16 protein-coding genes, 1 tRNA gene and 1 pseudogene are annotated in these 16,758 nt (G+C 64.6%); 4 read left to right on the forward strand and 14 right to left on the reverse strand.

Annotation, left to right across the window (positions count from 1 at the left end):
- Positions 1-67 precede the first annotated feature (67 nt).
- Both ilvD and OB916_RS00500 read right to left on the reverse strand, forming a co-directional pair.
- On the reverse strand, positions 68-1,783 hold the full coding sequence (gene ilvD, locus OB916_RS00495; protein WP_315907316.1) for a dihydroxy-acid dehydratase: 1,716 nt from the start codon (positions 1,781-1,783) through the stop codon (positions 68-70).
- 391 nt (positions 1,784-2,174) lie between these two features.
- Entirely contained in the window at positions 2,175-2,453 is a 279-nt protein-coding gene (locus tag OB916_RS00500) for a 4a-hydroxytetrahydrobiopterin dehydratase (protein WP_315907317.1), read from the reverse strand.
- Between the two features lie 373 nt (positions 2,454-2,826).
- On the opposite strand from OB916_RS00500, the gene OB916_RS00505 reads away from it, so the two are divergent.
- On the forward strand, positions 2,827-5,112 hold the full coding sequence (locus tag OB916_RS00505; protein ID WP_315907318.1) for an alpha-amylase family glycosyl hydrolase: 2,286 nt from the start codon (positions 2,827-2,829) through the stop codon (positions 5,110-5,112).
- Positions 5,113-5,184: 72 nt separating this feature from the next.
- On the opposite strand, the pseudogene OB916_RS00510 reads toward OB916_RS00505, so the two are convergent.
- Positions 5,185-5,514 (reverse strand): annotated as a pseudogene (locus OB916_RS00510) (zinc ribbon domain-containing protein); the annotation flags it as partial.
- A 465-nt stretch (positions 5,515-5,979) separates the two neighbouring features.
- Here OB916_RS00510 and OB916_RS00515 point away from each other — a divergent pair.
- Positions 5,980-6,165 (forward strand): hypothetical protein, encoded by a 186-nt coding sequence (locus tag OB916_RS00515; RefSeq protein WP_315907319.1) that lies wholly within the window; start codon positions 5,980-5,982, stop codon positions 6,163-6,165.
- A 1-nt stretch (position 6,166) separates the two neighbouring features.
- On the opposite strand, the gene OB916_RS00520 is transcribed toward OB916_RS00515, so the two are convergent.
- The 7 genes from OB916_RS00520 to OB916_RS00550 form a co-directional block, all read right to left on the reverse strand.
- The gene (locus tag OB916_RS00520; RefSeq protein WP_315907320.1) at positions 6,167-6,376 is read right to left on the reverse strand and encodes a hypothetical protein; all 210 of its coding nucleotides are present in this window, start codon (positions 6,374-6,376) and stop codon (positions 6,167-6,169) included.
- On the reverse strand, positions 6,369-6,515 hold the full coding sequence (locus OB916_RS00525) for a hypothetical protein (RefSeq protein ID WP_315907321.1): 147 nt from the start codon (positions 6,513-6,515) through the stop codon (positions 6,369-6,371). Before OB916_RS00525 ends, OB916_RS00520 begins: the two co-directional genes overlap by 8 nt.
- Before the next feature lie 356 nt (positions 6,516-6,871).
- Positions 6,872-6,945, reverse strand: a tRNA-Thr gene (locus OB916_RS00530).
- A gap of 26 nt (positions 6,946-6,971) precedes the next feature.
- A complete protein-coding gene (locus OB916_RS00535) occupies positions 6,972-7,457 on the reverse strand; it encodes a GNAT family N-acetyltransferase (protein WP_315907322.1) in 486 nt (161 codons plus the stop codon).
- Between the two features lie 64 nt (positions 7,458-7,521).
- Positions 7,522-8,085 (reverse strand): CBS domain-containing protein, encoded by a 564-nt coding sequence (locus tag OB916_RS00540; protein WP_315907323.1) that lies wholly within the window; start codon positions 8,083-8,085, stop codon positions 7,522-7,524.
- Positions 8,086-8,319: 234 nt separating this feature from the next.
- Positions 8,320-9,081, reverse strand: coding sequence for a GTP cyclohydrolase III (locus OB916_RS00545; protein ID WP_315907324.1), 762 nt, complete (start codon positions 9,079-9,081; stop codon positions 8,320-8,322).
- Positions 9,082-9,127: 46 nt separating this feature from the next.
- Positions 9,128-9,424 (reverse strand): DUF5785 family protein, encoded by a 297-nt coding sequence (locus OB916_RS00550; protein WP_315907325.1) that lies wholly within the window; start codon positions 9,422-9,424, stop codon positions 9,128-9,130.
- 84 nt (positions 9,425-9,508) lie between these two features.
- Here OB916_RS00550 and OB916_RS00555 point away from each other — a divergent pair, with 84 nt between their 5' ends.
- Positions 9,509-10,513, forward strand: a complete 1,005-nt coding sequence (locus OB916_RS00555) for an alpha/beta hydrolase (RefSeq protein ID WP_315907326.1) — start codon at positions 9,509-9,511, stop codon at positions 10,511-10,513.
- On the opposite strand, the gene OB916_RS00560 is transcribed toward OB916_RS00555, so the two are convergent.
- The 4 genes from OB916_RS00560 to OB916_RS00575 form a co-directional block, all read right to left on the reverse strand.
- The gene (locus OB916_RS00560; protein WP_315907327.1) at positions 10,510-11,298 is read right to left on the reverse strand and encodes an MOSC domain-containing protein; all 789 of its coding nucleotides are present in this window, start codon (positions 11,296-11,298) and stop codon (positions 10,510-10,512) included. The genes OB916_RS00555 and OB916_RS00560 overlap by 4 nt on opposite strands.
- A gap of 73 nt (positions 11,299-11,371) precedes the next feature.
- Positions 11,372-12,334: a beta-ribofuranosylaminobenzene 5'-phosphate synthase family protein gene (locus OB916_RS00565; protein WP_315907328.1), complete on the reverse strand. Its 963-nt coding sequence runs from the start codon at positions 12,332-12,334 to the stop codon at positions 11,372-11,374.
- A 49-nt stretch (positions 12,335-12,383) separates the two neighbouring features.
- A complete protein-coding gene (locus OB916_RS00570) occupies positions 12,384-13,241 on the reverse strand; it encodes a phosphatase PAP2 family protein (protein WP_315907329.1) in 858 nt (285 codons plus the stop codon).
- Between the two features lie 23 nt (positions 13,242-13,264).
- Complete coding sequence (locus tag OB916_RS00575; protein ID WP_315907330.1) at positions 13,265-15,019, reverse strand: ABC transporter substrate-binding protein; 1,755 nt, start codon at positions 15,017-15,019, stop codon at positions 13,265-13,267.
- 286 nt (positions 15,020-15,305) lie between these two features.
- Here OB916_RS00575 and OB916_RS00580 point away from each other — a divergent pair, with 286 nt between their 5' ends.
- On the forward strand, positions 15,306-16,754 hold the full coding sequence (locus OB916_RS00580) for an RtcB family protein (protein ID WP_315907331.1): 1,449 nt from the start codon (positions 15,306-15,308) through the stop codon (positions 16,752-16,754).
- Positions 16,755-16,758: the final 4 nt, after the last annotated feature.

Here is a 16,758-nt window from a genome sequence, read left to right on the forward strand (position 1 = left end):
AACACAGACCGAGTATTACCGGTGATCTTCTATCGAGAAATCCGGCTACCCGTGCGTGCTGCTCGGGTCACTCCCACTTCGCTGCCGGGTTCGTCACCGCACCGTTCGCCGCGGAGCCGAAGTCCCGATGGTACTTCGCCAGGAAGCCGCCCTCGTAGTTCGGTTCCGGTTCGTCACGCGCTTCGAGCCGGCGTTCGATCTCCTCGTCGCTCAGGTCGATCGACAGTTCGAGGTCGTCGATGTCGATCGTGATCCGATCGCCGTCCTCGAGTGCGGCGATGGGGCCGCCGACGTACGCCTCGGGCGCGACGTGGCCGATCGAGAAGCCGCGAGTCGCACCCGAGAACCGTCCGTCGGTCAGCAGTGCCACGTCCTCGGCGTGTCCCTGGCCGGCGACCGCCGAGGTGACGCCGAGCATCTCCCGCATCCCGGGGCCCCCGCGGGGTCCCTCGTTGCGGATGACGATCGCGTCACCGGACTCGACGTGCCCTTCCTGGACGTATTCCATCGCCTCGGATTCCTCCTCGAAGACTCTGACCGGCCCCTCGTGGTGGAGGTGGTCCGACCCGGTGATCTTGATGACCGCACCGTGGGGCGCGAGGTTACCCGAGAGGATACGGATGGCACCGCGCTCGTGGAACGGATCCTCGACCGGTCGGAGGTACTCGACGTCGAGTTCCTCGATCGTCGGCAGTTCCATCGCGGCCAGTTCCTCCCCGATCGTGTTGCCCGTGACCGTCAGGGCGTCGCCGTCGACCAGGTCCGCGTCGTGCAGGGCCTGCAGCACGACCGGGACGCCGCCGACCTCGTGGAGGTCGTTCATCACTCGCTCACCGCCGGGCTGGAAGTCGGCGATCTTTGGGGTGCGTGCGCTGATCCGGTTGAAGTCCTCGATGTCGAGGTCGACGTCCGCCTCGGCGGCCATCGCGAGCAGGTGCAACACGGCGTTGGTCGAACCGCCGATCGCGACCTGCAGGGCGATGGCGTTCTCGAAGCTCGCCTCGCTGAGAAAGTCCGAGGGGCGGCGCTGCTCCTGGACGACCTCGACGGCAAGTTCGCCGCTCTCGCGGGCGACCGTGTATCGCGACCACTCTTCGGCCGGCGGCGCGGCGCTACCCAGCGGCGCGAACCCGAGCGCCTCGGAGATCGAGGCCATCGTGTTGGCCGTGAACATCCCGCCACAGGAGCCGGCACCGGGGCAGGCGTGGCGTTCCATCTCGTCGAGTTCCTCCTCGGACATCTCGCCCTGCGCGACCGCACCGACGCCCTCGAAGACGTTCTGGATCGTCACCTCGCGGCCGTCGTGATCGCCGGGCATGATCGACCCGCCGTAGAGGAACACCGAGGGGAGATCCGTCCGGATCGAGGCCATCATCATCCCCGGCATGTTCTTGTCACAGCCGCCGATCGTCACCAGGCCGTCCATCCGCTCGGCGAAGCTCACCAGTTCGACCGAGTCGGCGATCATCTCCCGGGAGATCAGCGACGCTTTCATTCCCTCGGTCCCCATCGAGATCGCATCGGAGACGGTGATCGTTCCGAACTCGATCGGCATGCCGCCGGACTCGTCGATCCCTTCGTAGGCCGATTCGGCGACCTCGTCGAGATGGACGTTACACGGCGTGATGTCCGCTGCCGGGTTGGCGATCCCGACCATCGGCGAGGAGAGGTCCTCGTCGTCGTAGCCCATCGCGCGGAACATCGCCCGATGCGGTGCGCGTTCTGTCCCCTCCGTGACCTCGCTACTCCTGAGGTCCGGGTCCTTCGTGGTTTCGTTCTCCATGTACACTCCGTGCGCGTCCGCAGTCTTAAGCACGAGGTCCTCGACAAGGCGAGGAGTCCGCGACGAGCCACCCTGTTGTAAAGTTTGTATGACGATCCCTTCCTAAGTCATAAGATTTAATAATTAAGGTATTGGCACCGAGGGACGTGTCACCGGGGAACAATCGGTGTCACGTCGTGAGGTAGACTATTCCTGCGCGATACTCCCCGAACGAGCAGGAATAGCGTACTGAAAGGAATCGGAGCGGCAGCGCTCGGTGCACTCGGCTTCGGATCGGCAGGGAGTTCACCTGTCGTCGCAGCAGGCGAGCCCGTCATGATGCAGTACTTCCACGCCCCGTACTGGTCTACTGGTCCCCTGCCTGCGCCGGCTCGACGGCGCACACGGTCGGCTACTCGTAGATCTCGTTGCAGCGCGCTGCGAGGTCTATGTCTTTTTCGGTGATTCCGCCCGCGTCGTGGGTGGTCAGTCGGACCTCCACCTCGCCCCAGGTGATGGTGATCTCGGGATGGTGCCAGGCCGCCTCGGCGAGGCCGGCGACCCCGGAGGCGAATCCCACGCCCGGGAGATACGAGTCGAACTCGAACGTCCGGACGATCTCTTCGCCGTCCTGTTCCCATCCGTCCGGTAGCTGGCGGTCTATCTCCTCGTCGGACAGTGTGTCGCTCATGTCCGTATCGTCGGCAGCCAGACGAAAATAGATTCGGCTGGCGGCAGTCCGGACTGTCACCTCATCGCAACAGCCCACACTGCCTCCCATCTGTGACAGCCCACGCTGCCTCCCACCTGCGACGGCCCACACTGCCGCCCCAGCCGCGACAGCCCATCCTGTCACTCGACCCGTGACAGCCCACACTGCCTCCCTATGGCGATAGCGGTGCCGGATCGCTGCTGGTGGTACTGTCCTGCCGAGTCGTGACCGACAGTACCGCCCCGCCGGATCGCGACTGGCGGTGCTTCCGAGGGATGGATCGACGGAATACTTTTTTCGAGGGGCGACGCTGATACCGTTACGTGGCCGCTTCGGCTACGGGAGATGACACATGACCGATCACTCGCATACTGATACCCATCACCCTGGTCCGCCGCGGTTCGTCCAGGTCGGCGAGCGGATCGTCGATCCGATCTTCGTCGACATGGCCCACGGGTACGACCGGGACAATCTCGCACCGACGATCGCGGGGACGCCCGATCGTGATCCGGACAACTACGACCGGACCGACTTCACGTGGCGACTCGTGGCGAAGCCCGACGGGAGCTCGACCGGACTGGAGTACGCGCCGACGCCCTACAGCGACCTCACCCAGTACGACGAAGGGCTGCACAACACCGTCGAGTTCCAGCCCGACGCCCCCGGAGTCTACCGGTTCGAACTCGATGCCCCCGACGGGACTCACGAGCTGACCATCGAGGCGTTCCCCGCGCCGGGCGGCGACGACGAGGTCCAGGTGTTCGACATCGAGGGCGAGGTCGCCGGCGGCGCGGGCAACGACGTCGGCGGCCCGCCGCGTCTCGAACTCGTCGGCGAGTTCGATCCCGACGCCGGCGAATTCGTCGTCGAGTCCAACCCCGAACTCGCCTCGGACAGCTTCGCCGTCGAGGACGACCTGACGGTCTCGTTTCGGCCCCACGACGCCGCGTCCCTCTCGGTCGAGGACGTCGTCGTCGAGGGCACGACCGCCCGGATCCCGGTCGAGGCCGTCGACGAGCCGACGAGCCTGTTCGCGGCCCCCTTCGACGGGGTCCGGGTAGGTGCGACCGACGAGATCGTCCTCCGTCCCGACGGTGAGATCGAGTATCCAAACCGTCCGCCGGAATGGCTGGACGACGCCGTGATGTACGAGATCTTCCCGCGGTCGTTCGCGAGCGAGGACGGCGAGGCCGACTTCCAGTACCTGACGGAGAAGGTCGACTACCTCGCTGGTCTGGGCGTCGACATCGTCTGGCTGACGCCGATCGTCCCCGCCTGGAGCGCGGAGATCGACACGCCCCCCGGCGGCCCTCACGGCTACAGTACCGGCGACTACTTCGACGTGGCCGACGATCTGGGCACCCTGGAAGACTTCGAGGCGTTCGTCGACGCCTGCCACGAGGCAGACATCCGCGTCTGTTTCGACCTCGTGGTCAACCACTGCGGGTGGACCAACGAGAAGTGGCAGGACACCATCGCACAGCTGGGCGAACAGCCCGAGGATCCCTACGCGTTCCCCGACGTGGAGGCCTGGAACACCGACTCGAAGTACTTCGACTGGTTCGACCGCCAGACCACCGCCAGCGAGCACGACGTGGCACCGGCCCAGACGAGCTTCTTCAACGTCCGCCTGCAGCCCAACCTCAACTACGGCAACCTCGCGCTCCGGGAGCACATCCTGGCCGCGGTGGACTTCTGGTCGGAGTACGTCGACGCCTTCCGGTGTGACATCGCCTGGGGCGTCCCCCACAGCTTCTGGAAGGAGGCCCGGCGGCTCACCCGCGAGAAGGACGCCGAGTTCATGTGGCTCGACGAGTCGGTCCCCTACCTCACCTCGATGGGCGAGTCGGAGTTCGATCTGCACTTCGACACGACCGAGTTCATGTTCACCGCTCACGCCGTCGCCCGGGGCGAGCGACCGCCGAGCGACCTGCTGGACGCGATCGAGGCCCGCGACGAACACGGCTTCCCGACCTACAGCCGGATCCTCAACACGACCGAGAACCACGACGAGTCCCGCATCTACTGGGAGGCCAAGGCCGAGGGCCACCGCGAGGACCCCGCCCAGGCCGAGCGTGCCGCGCTGGCGGCCGCGTTCACGCTGCCCGGCGTGCCCTTCCTCTACTACGGGCAGGAACGGCTCATCGCCGAGTACGGCACTCGCCGGGAGAGCCCCTTCGCGGACCGGGACGATCGCTTCGACGACCTCGAGAAAGACCCCTACAAGCGGGCGTTCATGAACTGGGACCTCGACGACCTGGTCGACGACTCGGACGAGGCCGACACCGAGGCCCGTCGGGCCGTCGAGGAGCGCCTCGAGTTCGTCAGCGGCCTGGTCGACTTCTACCACGAGTCCGACGTCCTCGGCCCGAACGCGAACCTGGTCCGGGAAGGCTACCGGACCGACGCCACCGACGACGTACTCGCGTTCGGCCTCGAGGCCGGCGACCAGAAGCGCGTCGTCGTGATCAACTTCGGTCCCGAGCCGCGACAGGTCCAGCTTCGGCCGTCGGTCGACACCACCGATCTGTTCACCGGCGACGATCTGGCCGTCGACTCGTCCGACGACGCTGTTACCGTTGCGGTCGAGACGCTTGCGGTCTTCGAGACCGACTCGCTGTTCGGGCAAGGGAACTGATCGGATCGATCACAGTTTTGGTGACAATCCGTTCTTGTGTCCAATCTTCGTGGGGTCGACGAAATTAGTGAACTACCCCTGCCTACTCACTCGCGGCGTAGCCGCTCGCTCCGTGAGGAAGGGGCTTCCTGCTTCCAAGACGCGCTTTGCAGGAACCGGGGTGGTTCTCGCAGGGAGCGCAGTCTCCACAGGCGTACCTTCGGAGTGACCCACTCCTAGGTCGGTGAGTCCGCGAAGAAGAATGTTCCACGCTGCGTTTGCGTCTCTGTCCGCCTCGAAGCCACAGGCAGGACAGGAATGTTCACGCACCCATAGCGGTTTGTCGGTCTCGACGCCACACTGAGCGCACTCTTTGGTGGTGCCTTCCTCGACGAGGACCTCGACGCCGCGACGCTTGAGCCGGTCGAGGACTGACTGATCATATCTCTGAATATGTTCGCGGATGGGTTTATACACCCACCGTCGATAATTACCCGACGGGTGGCTTCTGACCTCGGCTGGTTGCCACCCGACGGAAGCCAGACGTGGCCTGTGACCACGGCGTCTCCTGCCACCACCCCTCACTTCCCCCACCCCATTCCGTTTACCACTGATCACGGGACATCCCCCACGAGCCCGCTGGCCTGCTCACGGACCCAGGCCGGCGGCTCCCCCTCGAGTTCGGCGCGGGAGGGGCTCATCGGCCGACTACCTCTCCGGGGATTACTGAGTGATTTGGGTGCGTCTGCTATTCCGGCGAATACGGCGCTTCGAGCGTCTATGCTCCTGAATACGGATTGACCAGAGATTAGGGAGGCTCGGTCGTGCAACTTCGTCTTTTATAACGCCCCACCTCTTATTCTGGAGAATCCAGACACTCCAGGCGCAATGGGCATATTAGAACTGATCATTGCAATAATCCGCGGAACCGGCATTACGATCAACCTCTCAGGCGACGAGATCTTCGGCAGCGACGAGAGTGACAGTGATGACGACGAGGATGAAGGCGAGCCTGGTGCGTTCGTCATCACGGGTGATCGACGAGATCGACGAGATCTGCGACGTCGACGATAGCTCATCGCCCGACCACCTCCGCGATCTGTTCGGGTTCGGTGACGCCGACATCGGTCGGGTTCGTCGTCCCGCAGCGGCACTTTGTCCGGACGTCGGACCCACCGTCGCCGGCGGCGACCGGCGCACGGACGGCATACGACCGCCCGCAGCCCCGACACTCCTCGACGATCCAGTAGTTGATCGTCGTGTGCTTGGCGCTGTTCTCAAGCATCGATCGACACCTCCACGAACTGGTCGAGCGTCCGCTCGCGACGACAGCCGGGACACTCGACGCGGACCTGGCCGCGGGCCCGATCAGCAGGAATCGCGGTCCCGCAGGCCGGACATTCGAGGCGAGGGGCGTAGCTCACGCCGATGCACCCCCTTGAGCGGCCGAAACAGCCGGAGAAACCTCTATTACCTTAGACGATGAATCCCCGCGACGAACGCGTTCTACTGTGCGGCCACATACCTGAATACTGTTGGCATGTAAGAAAAATGACTGAAGCCTGGGGTAGGAGTTTGAATAACGTCCGGAAATGCTCACTACGTTGCGCCTTTCCGGTCTCGCTCAAATCCCACTTTTCGCTCCGTTCGAGAAACAGAGCCAGGGGTGGGGATTGTGAACCGGAGGAAGACGTTCGCGCTCACGTTGTTCGCGCGCTGCGACTTCCAGGGTTCAAATCCCACTTTTCGCTCCGTTCTCTCACGTCCGTTCGAGAAACAGAGCCAGGGGTGGGATTTGAACCCACGAACTCCCGATTACAAGTCGGGTGCTTGGACCACCCAAGCTCCCCTGGCGCACGTGGGGGTAGTGGGGTGAGGGTTTAAGGCGTATCGCTTTCGACTGGCTTTTCGAAGGTGACGCGATGGGGGCGATAGCCCCGATCCCGGTAGAACTGTCGGGCCGGTTCGTTGTCCGCCATCGCTTCGAGCGAGATTACGTCCGCGCCCGCGTCCGCGAGCACACGCTCGGCGGCCGCGAGCAGCTGTGTTCCGACCCCTTCGCCGCGCATTTCGGGCACGACGTAGAGGTTCTGCACGACGCCCCGGCGGACGGACTTCGCGAACGTACTGCCCTCCATCGTGAACGTGACGAAGCCGACGATCCGGTCACCGCTCCGGGCGAGGTGTGTCTGCTCGCGGGCGATCCGCCTGGCGAACGATTCCCGTATCCGACTCCGGTTGGCGGCCGTCTGCAAGTGTGATCCGTACTCGCGCTGGCCCGCGGCCAGTTCGAGCCAGCACTCGACCAGCCGGTCCAGGTCGTCCATCGTCGCTCGCTCGACCGTGACGGAACTCCGATCGCTCATGGTGGATATCGGTGACGTCGCCGGCGAGCTGACAGCCCGACTGTCGCGCTGGCGAACGCTACCATCAGACCTCGCGACAGTCCGGACAGAGAAGCTGGCCGTTGAACGAGACGAGATCGGACGTGAGCGCGCCGCATCGCTCGCAGATTCCCTGCTCGCTGTAGCCGCCGTCGGCGTCGGCAGGCGCCTGTGGTTCGGATTCGAGACGCGCTGGTTCGACCTCCTGGTCGGTCGCCGTATCGGTCGGCGTGAAGGTCGTGGCCGCGATCACGTCGCGCTGGGTGAGGACGCCGAGCGGCTTGCCGCCGTTGTCGGTCACGACCAGCAGCGTCGCCGACTGGGCGAACAGTTCGTCGACGGCGGCTTCGATCGGCTGCTCGGGTGCGACCTCTGGCACGGTGTCGGTCATACACTCCGTCACGGACGCGTCAGCGCTCCCGCCACGGACGAGCCACGAGAGCGCGTCACCGGCCGTGACGATCCCGATCGGCTCCTGGCCCTTGAGCACGACTGCGCCCGGCGTGTCCTCCTCGAGCAACAGCTGTGCCGTATCGCGGATGCTATCCGAACCACTCACCCCCACGAAGTCACGGGTCATCGCCTCCTGTACTGTGACGTCACCGTTCATACCTGCTATTTTGCGCGACGGCGTCTAAAAGCTACCTGCAGTACGCTTATAGTGCTCTCGCACGTATGCTCAACGTTGCCACGGGCGACGCTGACACTGTACTCGTCTGACGCCTGCGTCCCGGCCGGCCCGGACTCGAACATCGCTCACTGATTTGATCTTCAGCGTTCGAATTAAGCCGGATCCATAACAATCCGTATCAGAGGCAGACGATCGATCCGGTTTCGAGGCGCCCTAGCAGTCCAGTTCGACGTCCACACCTGTCGCTCGACACTCTTCGAGGGCGTGTTTTGCAGCCATGCCGGCCTCGTCGGCGCGGCGACCCTCGCCCACGCCGACTTTGAGTTCGACACCGACGTCGTCGCGAACGTGATCGATCGCGTCCTGGTAGTCTTCGGCGTCCATCTCCGGACAGACCGCGATGATGTTGTCGCCGCCGACGAAAAACGAGAGACTGTCGTAGGCCTGTCGCATGTATTTCATCAGCGATGCGTAGCCCTGCTCGATCCGGATGAACGTGTCGAACTCGCTGAGCTGATCGGTGTACTTGCCGGTCGCGTCGTTGACGTCGAAGTGAGCGATGCGGAGGTCCTCGTCGGTCCGGAATTCGTCGTCGATGTGGCGGCCACGCAGGATCTCCCGACGGGACTTGTCCTGGGCACTGCCAGCGTCCTGGAGCTGTTCGGTCGCGGTCTCGAGTGCGTTCGCGGGCGTCTGACCGGTCGCGACGCTCAGACTCATCGTCACGGGATAGCGATTGGCGACCGATTCCTGGAGCATGTCGTGGTCGTCCATCGTCAACCCGTTCGAGACGGCGATCATGTTGTCGAACCGGGTAAAGAACGTGTAGCCACCGCGGTTGCCGAAAAACTGCGCGAGATCGGCGTACAGCCGCGACTGGAGCGTCTGGAGGTCGACTTCCCGGCGCGGTTCGGGCGTCACTGTCCAGGGACCGTAGTTGTCGATCTGGATGTGGGTGAGCTGCGTGTTCGTCACAACTGTCTGTGCGTAATGGATCGGCTGATATTGGTGTGTCGATCCACTACGCCCGGTCGAGTTCGTACGGCCAGTAGCCGTTCTCACGCATCGCCCGACCGACTGCCCTGTGGAACTCGGAGAACGTCTCGAACTGTTCGTCCTCGACGTGTTCGAAGATGTCCGCGACGCTAACGACCGTTTCGTAGTCGATTCGGACCGGATGATCGCCGTACTGTTCGACGTACTCCGTGGCCGTCAGCGGGAAGTCCTCCTCGGATACTTTCTTCGCGAGGACGGCGTGGCCGTACTTGCGTCGTCCCTCGCTGCCCTCCTCGCCGTCGGGATCGTGTGGCCAGTCCATACTCGCAACTATTCCGGTCGAGCCAAAAGGATTGCCCTGGTCCGTCGACAGGTTGATCCGGCCGCTCTTCGAGCGACGAGATACATGGAGCGCAGTACTGACGCACGGTGGACGCGTCGGGGGGTGTTGACGACCGCTGCCGGGGCGGTGCTCACGGGGTGTTCCAGCGGCGAAACGACGCCGACGGATACGATTTCGACAGCCGAGGGGACGGCGACACCGTCGTCGGACAGTGGCGAAACCACGACGACACGGCCACCGTCGTCGGACAGTATCGGGACGACGCCGACAGAAGGCGACGATACCGGGACAGAATCAGACAGTGACCGGCGAGACGTCGTCTTCCAGGAGACGCCGGAACGGGAACTGAAGCTCGATCTCTATCTGCCGGGCGAAGGTGAGGATCACCCGTTCGTCGTGTTCGCACACGGCGGTGGCTGGATCGGCGGCGACAAGGGACACCGTCTGATGTTCGACCGACTGACGGCGAACGGATACGCGGTCGCGGACGTCCAGTATCGACTGGCACAGGAGCGACGCTATCCCGCCGCGGTTCGCGACGTCGTCGCGGCGGTCGCGTGGGTTCGGGCCAACGCGGACACGTACGACATCGACGGCTCGCGCAGCGCGCTCGCTGGCTACTCCGCGGGTGCTCACCTCGCGACGCTGGTCGCGCTCGCCCCCGGCTACGAGCGCTTCCAGCCACGGGATTTCGAGCTCGACGCCTCGGCGGCTGTCGACGCTGTCGTCGGCTACAGCGGCCCGTACGATTTCACCGTCCCGGAAGCCGAGGAGAACCTGCTCGTCGCGGCGTTCTTCGGCCCGGATGCCAGCGAAGCGACGCTCCAAGAAGGCTCGCCCGTCACGCACGTCGATCCCGGCGATCCGCCCGCCATGCTCGTGCACGGGACCGAGGACTCGATCGTCCCGTACCGCTCGACGACGGTGCTCGCCGGGACGCTCCGCGACGCGGACGTGCCGGTCGAGGTGGTCACCGGCGAGGGGGCCGGGCACGGGATGATCGACGATCCGGACTGGCGCGAGCGGACGCTCCCGCGCCAGATCGGCTTTCTGGACCAGCACCTCTAGCGATCGACGACGTCGCCGATCACGACTTCCGCTCCGGCTGAAAACCGCTCGCCACGGGATTCGGGCGGCGTGCGCGTGTTGACCATCACCCGGTAGTAGTGGTCGAACTGCTCGTCGTTCGCCCACGACGGCAGCGTCTCTCGACGCTTTTCGACGAACGTCGTCCGGAACCCCTCGATCGGACTGCCAGTGTCGGGATCGCGCGAGGGAACCACACACCGCTGGCAGGGCCCGTACCCCTCGAAGGTAACGTCTCCGACGTCGAACTCGACGTACTCGTCGGGCCCTGCATAGAGTCGATCCTCCCAGAACGGTGCCGCATCGACGACGAGATTCGGACGGAGTCGGCGACGCATCTCTCCGGGGCCGTCGATCGCGTCGAACCACTCGGTGACGACGTCCAGCGTCCCCGTCGAAATTACGGTCGGACCGGTGTCGGTCGTATCGTCGGGAAAGCCCAGGTGGTCGTCGCGAACGAGTTCGATCTCGGCCTCGAACCGCTCGTCGAGCCACGCCTGGGCGCGCTCGCGCTCGCCTTCGAGGTCGAACCGTGCCGTCTCTGTCGCGTCGTCGAACGTGACGATCGCCCCGCCCGGACCGAAGTCGGCGTCGATGCGATGGACAGCAGCCGTCCGCTTGCCGTTGACGTACTCGCCGTCCGAATCGATCATCGCGTACTGTCGGTCCCGCGCTAGCGACCCTCCAGGGTCGATCTGTGCCGTCTCGAGTTCGAGACCGTCGAGGGATTTGATCGGATAGACGTATATCGCTTCGAGTCGCGGCATGCACGCATACAGGTCGGGCCCGGGGCAGTCGGTTGTGGTTCAAGCAAATTTGGCAGCCATTCGCGAGCGGCTGTCAATCGACAGATGCGCCGGTCGTCGCGGCCTCGACGAGACGAACCGTCCCGTCCAGTCCGAGGTCCGCAAGCGCGTCGCGAGCCATTCGTTCGGCGGTGTCGGCCGTCGACGCGTGGGTGATGCCGTAGACGGTCGGCCCCCAGGACGATTGGCCGGCACCCGAGATCCCGGGGATGGAATCGAGTGCGTCGATCAGCCGACCGGCCGGCGGTCGATAGACGCCGCCTTGCTCGTCGGCGTACCACGCCCCGTTCAGGCGGCTCAGGCGGGCGACGGCGCGTCCGAACGTCTCGTAGTCGCCGGTCGCGATCGCCGGGAGCAACTGCCGGGTGAGCACGAGCGCGATGTCGTCGGCAATCCCGGGATCGGCCCGCTCGACGACCGATCTGATGCTCGCGTCTTCCGGATCGCCGCTGCGACCCCGCTCGACGTCGGGCGTCACCAGCAGGAAGCGCCACGTCCCGGGCACATCGTGGCGAGCGACCACTGGCGGGACAGTCCACTCGCCCTCGGCAGGCGGCGCACTCGTGAACAACTCCGTCGGATGTCCGGCGTCGACGACGAAGCCGCCGGCCTCGAAGGTCGCGATGCCGACTCCGCTCCGACCGCCGCGACCGAGATCGGGTGCCACGTCTCTGACGTCGACCGAGCGGTCGTACGCGCGGGCGACAGCGACCAGACTCGCCAGTGCGAGTCGCGTCCCGCTGCCGAAACCGACGTGGCGCGGGAGCCGCTGTTCGACTGTTACGTCCGCCCCCGGGACGCCGAGCACGTCCACCGCACGGGCGACGTACGCGGCAACGGCGGGCCAGTCACAGGACACGTCGTCGGCAGGCTGTGCCGTCAGCACCAGACGCGGCTCCGACAGACCGACGCCGACGCCGCCGTACAGCCGATCGTGTGCCAGCGAGAGGTTCTGGAACCCGAAGTGGATCCGACCCCCGACTGTGACTCGTGTCATACCTGTCCTGTGATGGGCGAAACCAAGAACCTGTGGACACGCCGCGCCGTCATTGTCGCAGGCCGCGATACGTCTCGAGAGCGCGGTCCCGGGACCACTCGATGAACATGACGTACTGATCGTAATACCGCTCGGCGAACCAGACAGCGATGACAGCCAGGCCGATCCCGGCAACGACGTCGGTCGCCCAGTGGATCGCGAGATACATCGTCGAGACACAGACCGATACCGCGAGCGGGACCGCGATCAGCGGCCACCGGGGATAGCGGTCGCGGGTCTTGACGGCAAGGATCGCGATCGTCGTCGACACGGAGGAGTGCAGCGACGGGAACACGTTCGTGTTGACGTTGACCTCGGAGGTGAGCAACTGAGACTGGGGCCAGGTGTCGTACAGGAACTGTGCCACGCCGAGGTGCTCGTAGTTTCGCGGACCGTACGCGATGAACGTGACGTACAGCAGGATCCCGACGACGTAATTGAACGCGTAGGCCAGCGACAGCGTTCGAAACGGCTGGTGGTCGCTCGCAAGGAGATACGCCAGGAACGGAAAGATAAGCAGATACACGTAGCCGTAAATGTAGACTCCTGTGAAATACGCCGTCAGGGCAGATGACTCGAACGACTGCAGCCACAGGATAACGGCACCGCCTTCGAAGTCGAGGATGTACGAACTGATCTCGATGCCGACGACCCACGAGAGGTCGGAACCGACCCTCCGAAACGTGCCCATGACACCGAGCACGATCCCCAGAAAGACGAGATACGGCAGTGCTGCCGCGATGCGCTTCCGGAGCCCGTCCCGATAGATCGACCGGAGTCGGCCAACGCCGACGATCAAGACGAGAGAGACTGCCAGCAGTGCTACCGTCACCGTCGTCACATCAAGCAGGACATCGAATAGTGCCATATGTTATCTCGTCTGTCGCGCTGTTAGTATACCAATCGTCCGTCCTCACCGTAGTGAAAGCCGGCCGCGCGGAAATGTTCGCGAGCACGGTCGGCGTCCAGTTCGTCTTCGACTCCTGCGAACGGAACCTCGGGATCGCCGCCGTTCCACCGAATGTTCCCGGGGATCCACGATTCATCAAGTACCGGGGACGTGTGCGGGTCTGCGTACCCACCGAAGACTGAGTCGACGACGCTGGCCTTGTTTATCAGGTGTGCGACCGCACGACGGAAGCCGGGGGTTCGAAGCGGCCGTCGCCGCGCGTTGAAGCCGACGTGATACAGCGTCCGAGACGGACTGGTGGCGACCGATAGTTCGTCGTTCGTCACGATCCGCGAGACGACTTCGTTGTCGAGGTGCGGTACCGTGACGTCGGCTTTACCCTCTTCCAGGAACGAGACCATCGTCAGGTCGGAGGGCGTCACGCGAACGACGAGTTCGGTGAACGCGAGTGGACCGAACCGACGGGCGAGTTCGGAGTCGTCGTCGCGGTTCACGGGGTGGTTCCCGACCCGGCTGAGCCGCAGCGAACGCTCTCTTCGTCGGCTCTTGAGGGCCATCGGGCCGGATCCGATGGCATCTGTGTTGCCGTGTGTAATCGCTCGTGTCAGCCCGGTCTGTGCGTCGACGACGTTCGTCCGTGATTCCCAGATGTGTTTGGGCAACAGCGCCACTGTGAGGGCGTCGGGTGCGACGGCGCCGGACGCGTCCATACGCATCCGGACCTGGCGCTCTCCGAGTACCGTTACTTCGTCGACGAGGCTCGCCTGACGCTGGAAGGTCGGGGCGGGATAGACGGCTTCTGTCGAGTCGAGTGACGTGTCTGATACGAACTGATACGTGAACCGGACGTCTTCGGCCGTCAACGGTTCGCCGTCGTGCCAGCGTAGTCCCGGTCGGAGCGTGACTGTCAGTTCGTCGCCGTCGATTGACCACTCCCGGGCCAGCCAGGGACGAACCGCTCCGTCGTAGTATCTGGCCAGCGGATCGTACAGCAACGATCTCACCAGGTCGAATTCATTGATCCAGGGGACGAGTGGATTCAGCCGCTCGGTTATCCGCTTGTCTTTCGCCGTGACGCGAAGCGTCTGCCCGTCTACGCTTTCTTCAACTGGTTCGATCTCGAACAGCCAGGTCGGGTCCCGAAGCCGCGTGCGTTCCCAGCCGGCGAACGCGTCCGTTCTGACGGCTGCGATCGCTCTGTCGGTTGCGATCGGGACGAACGGCTGCTCGCCGGCGATCGTCTGCAGCATATCGCGCACGACGTCGGCCCGATCGGCGCCGGCCTGCCGACGCTGGGCGTCAAGCCGTTCGTCGAGTGCCTTGTCCGTGAACCCGAAGGGGTTCTGCCACCCGAGCTCGTTCGTGCGCGTCGACGTGAGTAGCGGACGCAGGAAATCCGGATCTGATCTGACTGGCATCGTTCCCACGTACACGTCGAAGTCGCGCCGATAGAGGATCTGCTCTCGGAACTGTTCCGGCGGAAGCAAGGGAAACCGCGTGTCGACCCCCACCTTCTCGAGTCGGTTGACGAGCTGGCCCGCGATCTCGTTCGCTCGCCGATCCCAGTCGACCGGCGGTGCGACGACCCGAAGCGACACCTGACTGGCCGACGCAAGACCGAGAAGGTTCCGCACCGAACCCAGACAGCCGCCGGAGAGCGCGGCCACGCCGGCAGCTCCGCCCGCGACTACCTGCCGTCGCGTTAGCGGAGCCTGACCGTCCGTGTGATTATTCATCTGTTACCACCACTGCCTTTGCCGTGCATCCCGGGGACCAACCGGGGCGATGAGTTGCATAAATCATCTCATCGCCGACATATGAAGGTGTCGACTCGTCTCTCAGCAGCCGATTCTGCCGGTATGTCTTCTCCGGCTATACGTTCGGAACGATATTCGGCACGACGGGGTATCGAATGGTTTCGAAATGTGATAGCCGGCCGTATATTCCGGCCGCCCTCACCGGTCGCGAGCACAGGAGCCACCGCCAGCCTATTAGGAGGGGCTAGCCAAGCGATAGCTGTCGATGCCACTCGAGCTCGACGGGGAGTACACGACTGCGACGGTGATGATCGACGACGAGTCGCTACTCGAGACGTCAGCCCGCGAGCAGATCCAGACGCTGATCGATCACGAGGCGTTCACCGAACCGGTCGTGATCATGCCCGACACACACTGGGGAGCCGGCGCGCCGGTCGGGTTCACGATGTCGCTGCCCGACCGAATCGTTCCGAACGTCGTCGGCGTCGACGTCGGTTGTGGCATGGCCGCGACGAATCTCGGCGAGACGCTGCCACTTTCGGATCCCGAACGCGAGCGACGCGTCCGCGAGGCAGTCCCGATGGGGCGAGCGGTTCACGAGTACGACGACGCCCCACACCTCGTCGAGGAGTTCCCCTTCGAGCGCGCCAACAGGGTCTTCCAGCGTTTCGAGGGCACCTATCGCGAGCGGTTCGGTCGACCGATCGAGCCGCTCTCCTTCGAGTTCTCGGGGTACGGCGAGCAGTACTTCAAAGCGCTGTGCGATCGCGTCCTCTCCCGGAAGCGCCAGGGGATCGGCCACGTCATCAAAAGCGCCGGGACGCTCGGCGGCGGCAACCACTTCGTCGAGTTCGCCCGCGCTCGGGAGTCGGGCGAGTACTGGTTGGTGATCCACAGCGGGTCGCGCTACCTGGGACTGGCCGTCGCCGAGTACTGGCAACAGCGAGCGACCGATCTCCGGAACGCCGACGCGATCCGCGAGGCGATCGACGACGAGGACTATCCGTATCTCACATTCGACCCCGAGACGGTCAGCGACGCCGACCTGTACGCCTGGGTCACCGGCGGGATGGGCGAGTCCCACATCGATCGCGAAGCGGTCCTCGAAGATCACGACGGCGAGGCTATCGAGCGGACGTTCGACCGGCTCAACGACATCGAGCCGGAGCCGGGGACGCGCAACACGGACCTGGACTATCTCGACGGCCGCGAGGCCCACGGCTACTACGTCGACATGCTCTTCGCTCAGCAGTACGCCCGCTGGAACCGCGAGCTGATGAGCGACGCCATCTGCGAGGCGCTGGGCGTCGAGCCGCTCGATCGGTTCCAGTCGATCCACAACTACATCGACTTCCGGGATCTGACGATCCGGAAGGGCGCGACTCCGGCGAGGGACGGCCAGCGGCTGGTCGTCCCGTTCAACATGGCCGACGGGTCGATACTGGCTCGCGGGAAGGGCAACGAGGCGTGGAACCGGACGGCACCCCATGGTGCGGGCCGGACGATGAGCCGTCGCGAGGCCAGCGAACGCGCGTCCGTCGAGGAGCTTCGCGAGCGGATGGACGGCGTCTACTCGGAGTCACTGGTCGAATCTGTGCTGGACGAAGCGCCGATCGCGTACAAGGACGCCGGGCGGATCGCCGCGTCGATCGAACCGACCGCGGAGGTCGTCGACTGGCTGGATCCCGTGCACAACGTCAAGGCGCTTGAGTAGTCCG

The organism is Halapricum hydrolyticum, from assembly GCF_025517535.1.
GTDB lineage: Archaea > Halobacteriota > Halobacteria > Halobacteriales > Haloarculaceae > Halapricum > Halapricum hydrolyticum.